Annotated in this window: 21 protein-coding genes and 1 pseudogene; 19 read left to right on the top strand and 3 right to left on the bottom strand. The window is 45.8% G+C overall.

The genetic code is table 11. The features are described 5' to 3' along the window. The 7 genes from OGV74_RS09360 to OGV74_RS09390 form a co-directional block, all read left to right on the top strand. The coding region (locus OGV74_RS09360) for a RusA family crossover junction endodeoxyribonuclease (RefSeq protein WP_286520712.1) at positions 1 to 205 on the top strand (205 nt) is incomplete at its 5' end. After that, the gene (locus OGV74_RS09365; RefSeq protein WP_079224612.1) at positions 202 to 837 is read left to right on the top strand and encodes a hypothetical protein; all 636 of its coding nucleotides are present in this window, start codon (positions 202 to 204) and stop codon (positions 835 to 837) included. The genes OGV74_RS09360 and OGV74_RS09365, both read left to right, overlap by 4 nt. Positions 838 to 1716: 879 nt before the next feature. Next, entirely contained in the window at positions 1717 to 1905 is a 189-nt protein-coding gene (locus tag OGV74_RS09370; protein WP_044700587.1) for a hypothetical protein, read from the top strand. Between the two features lie 153 nt (positions 1906 to 2058). Beyond that, the gene (locus OGV74_RS09375) at positions 2059 to 2337 is read left to right on the top strand and encodes an HP1 family phage holin (protein WP_079224608.1); all 279 of its coding nucleotides are present in this window, start codon (positions 2059 to 2061) and stop codon (positions 2335 to 2337) included. After that, the gene (locus OGV74_RS09380) at positions 2309 to 2857 is read left to right on the top strand and encodes a lysozyme (protein WP_079224606.1); all 549 of its coding nucleotides are present in this window, start codon (positions 2309 to 2311) and stop codon (positions 2855 to 2857) included. Before OGV74_RS09375 ends, OGV74_RS09380 begins: the two co-directional genes overlap by 29 nt. After that, the gene (locus OGV74_RS09385) at positions 2854 to 3369 is read left to right on the top strand and encodes a DUF2514 domain-containing protein (RefSeq protein WP_079224603.1); all 516 of its coding nucleotides are present in this window, start codon (positions 2854 to 2856) and stop codon (positions 3367 to 3369) included. Before OGV74_RS09380 ends, OGV74_RS09385 begins: the two co-directional genes overlap by 4 nt. Next, the gene (locus OGV74_RS09390; RefSeq protein WP_000990801.1) at positions 3366 to 3596 is read left to right on the top strand and encodes a hypothetical protein; all 231 of its coding nucleotides are present in this window, start codon (positions 3366 to 3368) and stop codon (positions 3594 to 3596) included. The genes OGV74_RS09385 and OGV74_RS09390 overlap by 4 nt, the downstream gene beginning before the upstream one ends. Positions 3597 to 3671: 75 nt before the next feature. Here OGV74_RS09390 and OGV74_RS09395 read toward each other — a convergent pair whose 3' ends face one another. Further along, the gene (locus OGV74_RS09395; protein WP_213083834.1) at positions 3672 to 3845 is read right to left on the bottom strand and encodes a YnfU family zinc-binding protein; all 174 of its coding nucleotides are present in this window, start codon (positions 3843 to 3845) and stop codon (positions 3672 to 3674) included. Positions 3846 to 3986: 141 nt separating this feature from the next. Here OGV74_RS09395 and OGV74_RS09400 point away from each other — a divergent pair, with 141 nt between their 5' ends. The 6 genes and pseudogenes from OGV74_RS09400 (at position 3987) to OGV74_RS09425 (ending at position 5849) form a co-directional block, all read left to right on the top strand. Next, positions 3987 to 4184: a hypothetical protein gene (locus tag OGV74_RS09400; RefSeq protein WP_079224601.1), complete on the top strand. Its 198-nt coding sequence runs from the start codon at positions 3987 to 3989 to the stop codon at positions 4182 to 4184. A gap of 28 nt (positions 4185 to 4212) precedes the next feature. After that, positions 4213 to 4365, top strand: a pseudogene (locus OGV74_RS09405) (DUF2514 family protein); the annotation flags it as partial. Between the two features lie 390 nt (positions 4366 to 4755). After that, positions 4756 to 4968 (top strand): cold shock protein CspG, encoded by a 213-nt coding sequence (gene cspG / locus OGV74_RS09410; RefSeq protein ID WP_079224597.1) that lies wholly within the window; start codon positions 4756 to 4758, stop codon positions 4966 to 4968. Between the two features lie 10 nt (positions 4969 to 4978). Beyond that, on the top strand, positions 4979 to 5167 hold the full coding sequence (ymcF, locus tag OGV74_RS09415; RefSeq protein ID WP_079226178.1) for a cold shock small protein YmcF: 189 nt from the start codon (positions 4979 to 4981) through the stop codon (positions 5165 to 5167). 73 nt (positions 5168 to 5240) lie between these two features. Further along, positions 5241 to 5471, top strand: coding sequence for a hypothetical protein (locus tag OGV74_RS09420; RefSeq protein ID WP_000756041.1), 231 nt, complete (start codon positions 5241 to 5243; stop codon positions 5469 to 5471). 204 nt (positions 5472 to 5675) lie between these two features. After that, positions 5676 to 5849, top strand: a complete 174-nt coding sequence (locus tag OGV74_RS09425) for a GnsA/GnsB family addiction module toxin (RefSeq protein ID WP_079224595.1) — start codon at positions 5676 to 5678, stop codon at positions 5847 to 5849. Positions 5850 to 6220: 371 nt separating this feature from the next. Here OGV74_RS09425 and OGV74_RS09430 read toward each other — a convergent pair whose 3' ends face one another. Beyond that, positions 6221 to 6760, bottom strand: a complete 540-nt coding sequence (locus tag OGV74_RS09430) for a cytochrome b (protein ID WP_032943057.1) — start codon at positions 6758 to 6760, stop codon at positions 6221 to 6223. A 276-nt stretch (positions 6761 to 7036) separates the two neighbouring features. Here OGV74_RS09430 and OGV74_RS09435 point away from each other — a divergent pair, with 276 nt between their 5' ends. Further along, on the top strand, positions 7037 to 7399 hold the full coding sequence (locus tag OGV74_RS09435; protein WP_079224593.1) for an HNH endonuclease: 363 nt from the start codon (positions 7037 to 7039) through the stop codon (positions 7397 to 7399). Positions 7400 to 7534: 135 nt separating this feature from the next. Here the strand turns inward: OGV74_RS09435 and OGV74_RS09440 are convergent, their stop codons facing one another. Continuing rightward, on the bottom strand, positions 7535 to 8050 hold the full coding sequence (locus tag OGV74_RS09440; RefSeq protein WP_003841965.1) for a hypothetical protein: 516 nt from the start codon (positions 8048 to 8050) through the stop codon (positions 7535 to 7537). A gap of 227 nt (positions 8051 to 8277) precedes the next feature. Between OGV74_RS09440 and OGV74_RS09445 the strand changes: the two genes are divergently transcribed. The 5 genes from OGV74_RS09445 to OGV74_RS09465 all read left to right on the top strand — a co-directional run bounded on the left by OGV74_RS09445 (position 8278) and on the right by OGV74_RS09465 (position 11938). After that, a complete protein-coding gene (locus tag OGV74_RS09445; protein ID WP_213313657.1) occupies positions 8278 to 8712 on the top strand; it encodes a P27 family phage terminase small subunit in 435 nt (144 codons plus the stop codon). Positions 8713 to 8748: 36 nt separating this feature from the next. Further along, positions 8749 to 10464 carry a terminase large subunit gene (locus OGV74_RS09450; RefSeq protein WP_213313658.1) on the top strand — a complete coding sequence of 572 codons (1716 nt, stop codon included), beginning with the start codon at positions 8749 to 8751 and terminating at the stop codon, positions 10462 to 10464. Next, on the top strand, positions 10458 to 10637 hold the full coding sequence (locus tag OGV74_RS09455; RefSeq protein WP_123977199.1) for a hypothetical protein: 180 nt from the start codon (positions 10458 to 10460) through the stop codon (positions 10635 to 10637). Before OGV74_RS09450 ends, OGV74_RS09455 begins: the two co-directional genes overlap by 7 nt. A gap of 122 nt (positions 10638 to 10759) precedes the next feature. Next, entirely contained in the window at positions 10760 to 11158 is a 399-nt protein-coding gene (locus tag OGV74_RS23375) for a phage portal protein (RefSeq protein ID WP_286521155.1), read from the top strand. A gap of 195 nt (positions 11159 to 11353) precedes the next feature. Next, positions 11354 to 11938 carry a DUF4376 domain-containing protein gene (locus tag OGV74_RS09465; protein ID WP_038641321.1) on the top strand — a complete coding sequence of 195 codons (585 nt, stop codon included), beginning with the start codon at positions 11354 to 11356 and terminating at the stop codon, positions 11936 to 11938. The last annotated feature ends 284 nt before the right edge of the window (positions 11939 to 12222 follow it).

Genomic DNA, 12222 nt, shown 5'->3' on the forward strand with positions numbered 1-12222 from the left:
CATTCTTCCGATGCCAGCGAGCTGGAGCAAAAAGAAACGGGCTGAGTTCAACGGTAAACCACACCAGGCTAAACCTGATTACGACAATATGGTGAAAGCCCTGATGGATGCCATTTACGAAGATGATGCTCACATCTGGGATGTACGGGTATCAAAATTATGGGGAGAAACCGGGAGAATAATTATTGAGGAGCTAAAAGCATGACGCCACGCCAACGCAGACTAAAGCAGTCAGCATTTGAAAAAGCAGCAGCTGCGCCGCGTAAAAACTGGCTGGGTAAATGTATTCTCCTGACGGGGATTCAGTCCGGATGGATTAAATCCCTGCTCACTACATGGGGCGAAGGTGTAGGAGGAAATACTGCACCCCGCATGCCGCGGGGCCATGCATGCTGGAATGTGATCAAAGGAAGGAACTGGTCAGATAAGGCACTGGAGCGCTTTACCGCAGCGTTAAATCAGGCGAGAGCAGAGGGATTCCGTGGGCAGCAGGCGATGAACAGGGCACATAGCATTCTCTGGCCACAGTCACCTACCAGTGTAATTGATGAAGCCTTGCATAATGATGATGTCGATTTTGTTGAGCAGTGCGTACTGCAGGCGCTGGATATAAACGATCCGGTTTATGTCGTTGGTCTTCAGTATTACACCACCCGAAAAAAAATCTCAGACATAACCCGGGAACTGCAGGCGATTGCGCCATGGTTAACCGACGGGGAGGCGAGAAAACGCGTGCGATGGTGTCTGGAAATATTCAGGGCAAAAACATTCCTTGAGGTTCGTAACCAGATGAGAGCCGGGTTAGAGGATGGTTGGTCATACCAAAAGAGGAACTGACCGGGAGGCTGATGAGTCTGTAATTCGAAACAAAACCCCGGTCAGTAGCCGGGGAAGCTGGCTATTGGTGACGATTCTGTTTAAACCGCTCATAAATCTCAATACAAACAATAGCAACGGAGTAGAAGGGCCACAGAATGGAGGTTATCACCGTATCAGCCAGGTCAAATTCTAGGCCGTGTACTCTATCCCCACGAACTAACAAAGCAAACATTACGATGAAGCCCGCGATATATATGGCCAAGTAGTGATAAAGGCTCATGATAATTCCATTTATTAGGTTTGGCCCTGAGTCTACGTGCAATAACCACACAATTAAAATTGGTATTGCAGATCGATTTTCATTTATCGATCGTTCAAAACGATCGTTTTGTAACGAACAGCTCATTTATTGAGTGATATTTGTACAAAATCTCGGTGGGAATTAGCTATAAGTGCTTTATGATGTAAAAACGTTTGAAAACGGGCCAACAAAGTGAATAATTAATTCATGCTTGGCAGAGCTGCGCCACGATGGCGGCGACGATAAGCGAACAATTTGAACATAACGAGAACCCCGCCGACGCGGGGTTTTTGCTTTCCGGCGATACGACAGGGGTATTCGCGAGGTGCATAGCACCAGTACCCCTGTCATATCGTCGTTCCACAATCGTCCACAAGATAACAAGGTCTCCCAACCAAACGGGGCTATTTTATTCCGCTCATTCTGAGAGGACTCACAGCAGTAAGGTGAGATAAATCCCTTTGTAGTTTTGGACGTAATGCTCTAAAAGCTGATGCCACAAAGTTGCTGCTTAATTCAACATGTAGAATTTCTAACGCCAACTGCAAAGTTGAAGGCATATACTGCTTTGTAACAAGGGCGGGATGGGCACGCATATGAAAGAGGGCTATTACTGGATTCAGCATGTAGGCATTGTACAGGTGGCGTATTACACGAATGACACTGTTGATGATCTCGAGACGGGTAAAACAATCACAGGTGTCTGGCATCTGACCAGAGGCGATGACATTTGCCATAACGGTGAAGCAGAGGTGTTAGAAGGTCCTCTCTCTCCACCATTGTAAACAACCGTACTTACTTCGAGGCTGCCGCATGGCGGCCTTTTTCATTTCAGGCTCACGGGAATCATCCGCTATGTGCTTTGTTGATAAATCCAGCCCGTGAAGCCTGACCCTTTAATCACACACAGCGCCATCCGAAAAATCGGAGGTGAGGCTATGACCAGAATGAGCACCATTTACAGCAGACTTTCATATGGAACAGGAACCACGCTGACCGGCTGCGGTGTATCAGCGAAGGCATATGCCGAAACAGCTAAAACAGCAAAAGAGGTATCCTGGATGTTGGCCGACAGAATTGCAGGGTTAAGCCTGAGTGACTGGGCAATTATTGTCGGTATCGCCTGCACCGTTATCACCTGTGCGGTGAACTGGTATTACAGGAAAATGGAAAGGGAGGACCGGCTTAATGACAATGTCACCAAAGCTGAAGAATAAACTGAGTGCAGCGGTCGTTGGGTTAATTCTTGCCGGGGCTTCCGCACCTGTGATTCTCGATCAGTTTCTGGATGAGAAAGAGGGTAACAGCCTGACGGCGTATCGCGACGGCGGAGGGCTCTGGACGATTTGCCGTGGCGCCACGATGGTTGATGGTAAGCCAGTAGTTCAGGGCATGAAGCTGTCTGCTGAGAAATGCGCCCAGGTGAACGCCATAGAACGCGACAAGGCGCTGGCGTGGGTTGAGCGAAATATCAAGGTACCACTGACCGAACCACAGAAAGCCGGGATCGCATCTTTCTGCCCATATAACATCGGACCCGGAAAATGTTTCCCTTCTACATTCTATAAGCGGATTAACGCAGGCGACCGTAAAGGAGCCTGTGAAGCTATTCGCTGGTGGATTAAAGACGGCGGCCGCGATTGTCGCCTGACCAAAGGCCAGAAAAATGGCTGCTATGGGCAGGTAGAAAGACGGGACCAGGAAAGCGCGCTGACGTGCTGGGGGATAGACAAGTGAACCTGCGCTATCAGTTCATTGTTATTTTGCTGCTGGTGGCTGTCGCATTCATCGCCGGAAACGTATGGAGCAATCACGGCTGGGAAAAGAAGTGGGCTGACCGTGACAGCGCGGAATCATCGCAAACAGCGAACGCGCAGACCGCCGCCCGCATGATTGAACAAGGGCGTATAATTGCCCGTGATGAGGCTGTAAAAGATGCACAAGCACAAGCCGCTAAATCTGCTGCCACTGCTGCTGGCCTGTCTGCCACTGTTAACCAGCTGCGTACCGAAGCAACAAAGCTTGCCACCCGTCTGGACGCCGCAAAGCACACCTCAGATCTTGCCACTGCCGTCAGAAGCAAAACAGCCGGAGCCGACGCCGCAGTGCTCGCCGACATGCTCGGACGCCTTGCAGAGGAAGCTCGATATTATGCTGAGCGATCTGACGAACGCTACCGGGCAGGAATGACGTGTGAGCGCATTTACGACTCAGTGAGGCAGTCAAACAACAACAGGGTTAGAAGATGAACGCAGAAAACCTAAGTGAAGCGTATTACCTCAATAACGATATAAAAGAACTACAACTTCAGAAAAGCATACTGGAAAGTGGTGCCGGACTTGGTGTGACAATCCAGTCTACCTATCAGGATAACGCCTTTCTTGATGCCATACGCCCGCATGCAGTGGCTGAACTTGATCGCCGTATTGTGGAGAAGAAAAAAAACCTCTCCACTCTGGGTGTTACATTCTCTTAAATGAGAACAACAATAAAAGGTTATGTCTGCTTTGCCACATTCTGAGATTATGAGTTTTATTTGGTAGTCAATCAGTTACTTTATTGGTTTGCTTTCCGATGGAAGATAGATGTTTCCACAGAAGGGGCAAATTAACGTTATATTGTTTTTTATTCTCGACAGACTGTGCTTTGACTGGCGGGAGCAATGAGGACAAGTACTTTTCACATGGCGTAAAGTACGCATCTTGATATCTTTGAGTATCGACATGTTGATTGTCCTGGTGGGCGGTTAACAACCATACACCACATGTTGGCTAATAGCTTCTTTTATAACCGTTACGATGTAATCGTTAGCCATAATCAATCAAGCCTCGCAATAGCGGGGCTTTTTAACAACTGAGGAATGAGCATGACAGTAGTTCTTACAGCTAAGCAGATTGAAGATCTGGCGGCCTTCGCAAAAGAAGATGGCCAGCCACGATACACCGTCACTACCGGAACAATCCCTGAGTTCGAAGCGGATGATGGCGAAGTTATCCCTGAGTACACCGGGCTGATTGCCTATTCCGAGTCGCTAGAGCATAGCGTTCTACAGCTCGATAACTAGCGAATCAACAAAACTTTCCATCCGCCATGACACCACAATGCTCGTAGACATGCCAGGAAGCCTGGCAGAAGAAGCTCGATACCATGCTGAACGCGCTGATGAAAACTACCGGGCAGGAATGACATGTGAGCGGATTTATGAATCCGTAAAAATACTAACAATGAACCGTAGAGAAAAATAATAGCTCTATAAATTAAGATGTTGACGGTTTTCGTGGATAAATTTGTGAATTTTTACCATGAAGGAAATACGACTCTTCCTTGAGTCAAAATCCCTGACAACTTAGGGTGATAGATAAAGGTCTTACGCAGCATGACATAATTTTCGATTTAAGCTATTTAAATTAATTTTTTTGGACAAAACCCGCTGAGATTTACTTACAAAACTAAACCTTGCTATGTTTGGTTAATCATGCGTTAATGAATGTCTGGTTTGTGACGAATTTATCTGAAGCAGTCGCTGTAATAATTTTATTCCTTGTTCCTGTTGAGATTTCCTTGTTAGCTTTTCTCTCTGATAATTTTTTTTCGGACCATTCTGCCCAAGGGCTTACTCAATAAAGGTAATGTTTATGTCTAATAAAATGACTGGTTTAGTTAAATGGTTTAATCCTGATAAAGGTTTTGGTTTTATCACTCCAAAAGATGGTAGTAAAGATGTGTTTGTTCACTTCTCTGCGATCCAGAGTAATGATTTCAAGACGCTGAATGAGAATCAGGAAGTTGAATTTAGTGTTGAACAGGGACCTAAAGGCCCCACGGCAGTTAATGTCGTGGCTGTATAAGGTAACTGTTATTACTAATAATATTCACTTCAGATGTCCGTGTTGCCACGGATCTCAGTACCGAACGTCAAACTTTGATGTTACTGAAAAAAATCCTTTCGGAGCAAAATGTATTTTTTGCAAATCAACAATGATTACATTTGATAATATTGCACTGTACATTCGTTCTGGTCAGTCTTCGTTAGATTTCAGAAAATAAATTTCAGGCTCCTTATGGAGCCTTTTTTGTATGCTGAACCGACAATCTCTGTAAGAGACATCACGGTAAAATTATGAAAAAAGTCATCGTTTTTTTTAATGCAGAACCTGCAGTTGTTGTAACCGTAATGAAAGGTATTACTACGATAATGCGTGAGTTTCCCAATGGGGAAAAAGCACACCTACCCGTGATGTCAGCGGGATTTCCATCTCTGACAGGAGACCATAAAATAGTTTATGTAGCCTCTGATCGTGATGTCAGTTCAGAAGAGATCCTCGAGGCAGCATCGAAGCTTTTGAAATGAGGGCTGGTTGTTTCGTGACCGACCCAGATTTTAGTACAGTGGTTTGTGTGGTCGCGAGCTCTTTTGCATGAAGATTATACTGCAAGCCATTGATAATTTAGTCTTTCCATTCTATCTTTTAAACATATCATCGCTTATACAAGTGCGCTACGGGGAATGTAACATGCTTGGCGTTGATACGTTAGAGATCAAGAGAGGTAAACAATGAACGTCGAAGATTTAAAAAGAAAAACTGAAGCGGATATTTCTGAATTCATCACAAAAAAAATTATTGAACTCAAAAAAAAGACAGGGAAAGAAGTTTCCGACATCCAGTTTTCTGCTCGTGAAAAAATGACTGGACTTGAAAGCTATGATATTAAAATTACATTAATCTAATTGTTAAAAGACTCAATTTGAGTGAAAAAGCATTATCTTAAAAGGTAATGCTTTTTTATTTCTGTCAAAAAACTTTGAACATTGTCAAAGCTTTCACTTCTAATCATAGATTTTCTGGTTACCTTTTAACGGGTCCTCCCGGCGGGGCGGCCTGCCACGGGGCAGCAGCGGCGCGGGATTTGGAGCATTTTTGATTCTTCACGCAACCATTTCAGCATTTGATGCTGATGACGGAACACTATCCCCGAATACACTGGGTTAGTTGCATTCTCTGATTCAAAAGAACATTGTGTGCTTCAACTTGACTGAGCAGGCATTACAGCAGACATTCACTGAGTGCCTGCTGTAATGTTAAACATTAAAATTTGTATTTATTTCTTATCGTTACAATCAGGGATCATCCTCAAAAGAGTGTTATCTTTCTGGACGTAGTGATGGAATAACGCTGCACCAGCATGCGCTGCGATTAAAAAATATCCGATGTTTGCCAGTGTTTCGTGAGTATCTTTGATAAGTGATTTTGTTTCTCCGTCAGGAGTAACGAACGATGCAACGTTAAAACCTAAGAAACTCCAGTCCTTTCCACCGTAAGCCATAATTGCAATACCTAATAATGGTAGAGCCAAAAAAGAAATGTACAGCAGGATATGCATTATTTTAGCAGCCATCATCTGCCAGGCTGGTGGGGGGGGAGTGATAGCTGGATCATGATACTTATGTTTAATAATTAATCGTATTATCATTAAAAACCAGACAAACACCCCAACATTGTAATGTGTTTCTTTCATGAGAAGGTAGGTGTTACTGCCTTTGGGAAACCAGCCACGAAGCTCCATAGCTGCATAGGTTATCGCTATTAATATCAGGGTTAGCCAGTGTAAGCGAATCTGAAGTTTTGAGAATTTGACCATTATTCTTGCCTCAAACGGTGTGTTACATCGACCATAAATCATGAAGCTTAACAAATCCTTATTTCTGTGGAGAGATTAAGAGTTTTTTATTCCAGCGCTCTCACTTGAATATTTTGATAATAATTATCATTTTTATTTCTTTCTGGTAATCCGTGATGTTACGGGGTGAGAACCGCGCAGATTCTCGCTATTTATGAGAGCTTTCAGTCAGCTACTGGTTCATTTTTTACTTTCCGCCTATTGCACAATTTGTATCCAACAAACAGGACTATGCCGATGCCAGCACGTGCTAAACGCCCATGCCGACACAAAGGGTGTGCGGCAATCACCAACGATGTCAGCGGATATTGTGACCAACACCGACAGCAGCATGCTGGTGACGGCTGGCGGAATTATCAGTCAGGAAAGAGCAGGCAAGAACGTGGATATGGGCGGCTCTGGGAAATTAAACGAGCGCGTATCCTTCAGCGTGATAAATACCTGTGTCAGAACCATCGCCGACAGAGGATAGCGAAAAAAGCGGCAAGCGTTGACCACATCATTCCAAAAGCTCATGGCGGTACTGATGACGATTCCAACCTTGAGTCGTTGTGCTGGGAATGCCACAGAGCAAAGACAGCAAGAGAACGTATTCGATGATAATATTCACTGCTGTAATGCATAAGAACAGTTTCTACATTCATGCAGATACCCGGAAGGAATTTTGGGTGTTTTTAAGTAAAACACTGGGATGGGGCAAATTTGAGTTAATTCGCCCCTCTGACGAGTTTAGTCCTACTGGAGGGTTGTTTGAATTAGTCGAAGTGCGTTCGGCAGATTCAGAACCCCCTGAGTCAGTAACTGTAGGGTCAAATGTTTTATGGCGTCTCCCGGAAGCTCTCGGAGTTTTGAAATCAATCCCTTCTTCTGATCTTCAGATATATTTGCGACACGGATTATATCCTCAAGGGCAACAATCGTGTCATTGTGTAACCGAACGGTTTGAACCTTAAGGATTGCACTTAAGCCGCCATCATCAAGAAGAAAATCAATCCCTTTCTCTGTAATGTTGCAGTATGGGGCGTTGAAGATAAAATCAACGCCAGCCATTGTTTCGCTGCGTACGAAGGGTGTAGAAACAAGACTATGCATTTCAAGATATAGCATGCACGCCACAAAGTGATCATAGTTATCAAACTTCTCAATGAGGTCTCGCTCCTGTGCCTTGTTTAAAGAGTTAGGAGCACAATCTATAAGAGCGTTGAGGATCTCAAGTTGTAAGGCTCTATCATATTTTCTAGTTTTATCCATTTCTTAGACTCCATCGTTTATTTATTGAGATTAACTGAAGACACTATGCTGAACATCCTGATGGATGACCAGTATCTGCTTTTGCATGCTTTCTCGCTGCCATCTTCAAGGGGGAGGGGGGGAGCAAATCCCTTACCCCTTTCGCGCTTCAGGACTGCCGCTCCCGGTAGATTTTTGCGCGTGAGAAATAAGAAATTTTTTTTGAGCATATTTAGAGGTGTTTCAAGATGGGATCGGGAGTGAGAGCACCTGGTGGCGGTCGTAAGTCCAATAACACAGGAACGCAGGTTAGTTCTCTTACAAGAGCCATTTCCCCGCCTGATGAGCTTCTTGGTGAAATGGCTGTTGATGCCTGGCGACGGACGTGCAAAATCCTGATCAACAGGGGTACGTTCGAGATGGAAGATTGTTATTTGCTGATGGAATACTGCAATACAGTGCAGCTTCTGTACGACGCGAATCAGGAAATTAAAAGCGATGGTCTTGGCGACGACACGGCTGCAGGTGGACAAAAACTGGGTGCGGCAGTAAAGGCCAGGAGCAAATATATCAGCGAACTTATTCGTCTCAGTGTTGTGTTGAAACTGGACCCCAACAGCCGCATCAGGAAAAAGCAGCCAGGAGATAACACCAACCCAGGAAACGAATTCGACGAATTTTAATTGGGACTTTAGTCCCTTTTTTTATGGGTGGAGTATATGGCGGCATACCCGAGCGTCAATCTGGCGAACGCTTATGCACGCGATGTACTAAGCGGGAAAATCCTCGCCTGTCGATATATCAAACTGGCATGCCAGCGTCATTTTGATGACCTGAAAAAATCACTTGATAAGAACTACCCCTATCAATTCAACAGAGATTTAGCTGAACGTGCATGCAGATTCGTTCAGTTGTTACCCCATTCCAGCGGGGATTTAGCTGGGCAAAAATTGATACTGGAACCGTGGCAAAGTTTTATTTTCTGTTCAATTTTTGGCTGGGTGACGAAAAAGGATAAAAAGCGGCGATTTCGCGAAGCATATATCAGGGTAGCCAGGAAAAATGGGAAATCCTTTTTTGCGGCCGGGATTGGCACTTACATGTTTTGCGCTGATGGTGAAAACAGTGCGGAAGTCTATTGTGGTGCGACGACAATGGCGCAGGCCAAGAAGGTTTTCACCCCAGCCAGGCAAATGGCGGACCGATTACCTTCTCTCCGGGCTAAATTTGATATCTCAGTATGGGTGGACAGCCTGACCCGCCCTGATGGTTCCGTATTCGCACCAATGGCAGGGAAACCTGGCGACGGTGACAGCCCGCATTGCGCGATTATTGATGAATATCACGAGCATGATACGGATCATATGTATGAAGCGATGACGATGGGGATGGGGGCGCGTTCTCAGCCACTAACACTCATTATCACGACTGCAGGTACATCTCTTGAATCACCATGTTATGACAAAGACAAAGAGGTAAAAGAGGCTCTCAGCGGCATAGTCAGCAATGATCGTCTGTTCGGCATGATTTACGAGCTGGATGATGGTGATGACTGGACTGACCCTAAAAACCTGATTAAAGCGAACCCCAACCTTGATGTTTCCATCAAGTACAGCGATTTGGTTGAGCTACTGGAAGTCGCAAAACAGGTACCGCGTAAGGTAAACGCCTTCAAAACTAAACGCCTCAATATCTGGGTGTCTGGTAAGTCGGCGTACTACAACATGACGCAATGGCAGGCTGCAGAAGATAAATCTCTGCGGTATGAAGATTTTGCCGGGGAGGATTATTACCTCGGTCTTGACCTTGCTCAGCGTCTTGATCTTAACGCCGGTGTTGGGGTTTTCGTCCGTGAAATTGAGGGTAAGAAACACTACTACTGCATCAGACCGAAATTTTGGGTTCCGGAGGATACGGTCAGAAGCACGGATCCTAAAATCGCAAAAACTGCAGACCGGTATGTGAAGTTCGTCGAAATGGGGGTGCTTGAAGCAACAGATGGAGCAGAGGCAGATTATCGCGAGATTCTGGCCAGTATTATCGACCTGCAGGACATCCATAAGGTTCGTATCAGCGAGATCCCCATAGACCCCAGCGGAGCAACAGCGCTCAGTCATGAGCTTCAGGATAACGGTTTTGAACCGATTTCCATCCGGCAGGACTACACCAACATGTCTCCACCAATGAAAGAGCTGGAAGCAGCGCTTGCCGGTGGACGCTTCCATCATGACGGAAATCCTGTTCTGTCATGGTGTATCAGCAATGTCATCGGCAAAACGGTACCGGGTAGCGATGATATCGTCCGACCAACGAAAGGTGACAAGCAGTCAAAAATTGACGGCGCAACGGCGCTTTTTATGGCTATAGGTCGTGCAATGTTGAATGGCCGTGTGAGTAATTCATCCGTTTACGACGAGGAAGATATAGCATGCTAATGACATTTTTGAGTTTTTTTATCGGCCTCGCCGGAGCCGCGTTACTGTCTGCCGGTGCCTGGCTTATTTTACCTGCAGCAGGGCTTATTACTGGCGGTGCAATCTGCCTGCTGTGGTCATTTTTAATCGCGAGATCGATGTCTGCCAGCGTAATTAAATCGGGGGGTGAATAATGTTCATTCCCCAGATGTTTCGGGGTAAATCTCAGTCTGGTGGTGGCTTCTGGCAGGCTATGCTGGGTGGTGTGAGTTCCAGCCAGAGCAAGGCGGGAATAATGGTTACACCTGAAACCGCAATGGCGCTATCGGCGGTCCGCGCATGTGTAACACTTCTGGCAGAATCGGTGGCGCAGCTGCCGTGTGAACTTTACAGGCGAGGTGCTAACGGAGGCCGTGAACGGGCGACTGATCACCCTGTTTATGATCTGATTCATTCCCAGCCCAACAAAAAAGACACCTCGTTTGAATACTTTGAACAGCAGCAGGGCCTGCTCGGGCTGGAGGGAAATTGCTACTCGATCATCGACAGGGACGGGAAAGGGTACCGGGTTAACTGGACCGCAAGGGCCGCAAGGGCCGCAGGGACCAGCAGGTGCACCAGCGGGTGCTCTTCATGCTGTAGGTACGTTTGCGCTGGCATTGATGGAACCATCCAGAAGTCCTTTGAATCCCGGTGTAAATTTTGCAGGGAGTAGCTTACGGGCGTGTGGAATTCTAGCTAACAGCAATCGTGAAGCATCATTTTGTATCTGGGGTCCTAACCAGACATACACTTTGCCGGGTACATGGCGTTCGTGTGGGGTTATAACCACTTCATCGGATGGTATATCTGGGTATAATTTTCAATATTATGCCGGTCTTTTTCAGCGAATTTCATAGCAGGAGATTGTATGAATATTGAGGACATTCAGGCTCCTGAGTGGGCGAATAAAGAACATACAGCGATTAACTGCAGGGTTAAATTTGCAGAGTTTGATGAGTTTCTGCCTTTCACAGCATGTCAGAATGATTTTGAGGAGCATGGACGCCGTATCTACAGCGAGCTTGAATCAGGAAAGTATGGACCTGTAGCCCCTTTTATTATGACTGACAAGATGGTGGAGGATTTACGAAATCAGAAACTGACTGAAATCAGCAACTGGCGGGACGTTCAGGAAAACGCCAACATTATTTTTGAATTTGATGGTCAGCGATGGGATGGAGGCAAAGCATCGCAGGAGCGTCTTGCGCCCGTGGTTATGGCTGGCAGTGCAGGTCAGTTACCGGAAGGATTCTTCTGGACGGATGCGGATAACCACGATGTTCCGGTGAATTTTGAGTTCCTGCAACAGCTGGAGGCAGCGATGCTGCAGGCAATGGTAATGCACGGCTTCAGAGTTCACGAGCGGCAGAGGCAGATGAAATCGGAGGTAGCGTTACTTACAGATGTTAATACCATTGCTGGATATCCAGTTGGCTGGAGTGAGAGGAAGTAATGTGCTGGTTCACCTTTCTAAATGTCTAAATTGTATTAGCTCAGATTTGACCTGACACAGCTATGGCACAGACCTGAACCTAATGTGACAGGCAGGTCTGTGCCAGTAGCGAACATAGCAAACTGCTCAGCATGTTAATACTTGAAGGTGGTTCATAACCACGAAAAACATACTTAAGTTTGGCTTGGGGTATCAGTAAAGTTTACAGTTGCTAATTATGGTTATTGGCAAGCAATCGGAGAATAACAGTGGCACGCCGAATTGAGCTACAGGGAATAGCTAAT

This window comes from Citrobacter sp. Cf116 (assembly GCF_030336505.1).
GTDB classification, from domain to species: Bacteria; Pseudomonadota; Gammaproteobacteria; order Enterobacterales; family Enterobacteriaceae; genus Citrobacter; species Citrobacter freundii.

Bases quoted from the DNA above. Each gene is read 5' to 3' on its own strand.
- OGV74_RS09420 (WP_000756041.1), top strand. From the start codon at position 5,241: ATGAAAAAAGTCATCGTTTTTTTTAATGCAGAACCTGCAGTTGTTGTA.
- OGV74_RS09390 (WP_000990801.1), top strand. From the start codon at position 3,366: ATGAACGCAGAAAACCTAAGTGAAGCGTATTACCTCAATAACGATATA.
- cspG (WP_079224597.1), top strand. From the start codon at position 4,756: ATGTCTAATAAAATGACTGGTTTAGTTAAATGGTTTAATCCTGATAAA.
- OGV74_RS09465 (WP_038641321.1), top strand. From the start codon at position 11,354: ATGAATATTGAGGACATTCAGGCTCCTGAGTGGGCGAATAAAGAACAT.
- OGV74_RS09455 (WP_123977199.1), top strand. From the start codon at position 10,458: ATGCTAATGACATTTTTGAGTTTTTTTATCGGCCTCGCCGGAGCCGCG.
- OGV74_RS09445 (WP_213313657.1), top strand. From the start codon at position 8,278: ATGGGATCGGGAGTGAGAGCACCTGGTGGCGGTCGTAAGTCCAATAAC.
- OGV74_RS09430 (WP_032943057.1), bottom strand. From the start codon at position 6,760: ATGGTCAAATTCTCAAAACTTCAGATTCGCTTACACTGGCTAACCCTG.
- OGV74_RS09365 (WP_079224612.1), top strand. From the start codon at position 202: ATGACGCCACGCCAACGCAGACTAAAGCAGTCAGCATTTGAAAAAGCA.
- OGV74_RS09450 (WP_213313658.1), top strand. From the start codon at position 8,749: ATGGCGGCATACCCGAGCGTCAATCTGGCGAACGCTTATGCACGCGAT.
- OGV74_RS09440 (WP_003841965.1), bottom strand. From the start codon at position 8,050: ATGGATAAAACTAGAAAATATGATAGAGCCTTACAACTTGAGATCCTC.
- OGV74_RS09380 (WP_079224606.1), top strand. From the start codon at position 2,309: ATGACAATGTCACCAAAGCTGAAGAATAAACTGAGTGCAGCGGTCGTT.
- OGV74_RS09370 (WP_044700587.1), top strand. From the start codon at position 1,717: ATGAAAGAGGGCTATTACTGGATTCAGCATGTAGGCATTGTACAGGTG.
- OGV74_RS09425 (WP_079224595.1), top strand. From the start codon at position 5,676: ATGAACGTCGAAGATTTAAAAAGAAAAACTGAAGCGGATATTTCTGAA.
- OGV74_RS23375 (WP_286521155.1), top strand. From the start codon at position 10,760: ATGGCGCTATCGGCGGTCCGCGCATGTGTAACACTTCTGGCAGAATCG.
- OGV74_RS09395 (WP_213083834.1), bottom strand. From the start codon at position 3,845: ATGTCGATACTCAAAGATATCAAGATGCGTACTTTACGCCATGTGAAA.
- OGV74_RS09375 (WP_079224608.1), top strand. From the start codon at position 2,059: ATGACCAGAATGAGCACCATTTACAGCAGACTTTCATATGGAACAGGA.
- OGV74_RS09400 (WP_079224601.1), top strand. From the start codon at position 3,987: ATGACAGTAGTTCTTACAGCTAAGCAGATTGAAGATCTGGCGGCCTTC.
- OGV74_RS09435 (WP_079224593.1), top strand. From the start codon at position 7,037: ATGCCAGCACGTGCTAAACGCCCATGCCGACACAAAGGGTGTGCGGCA.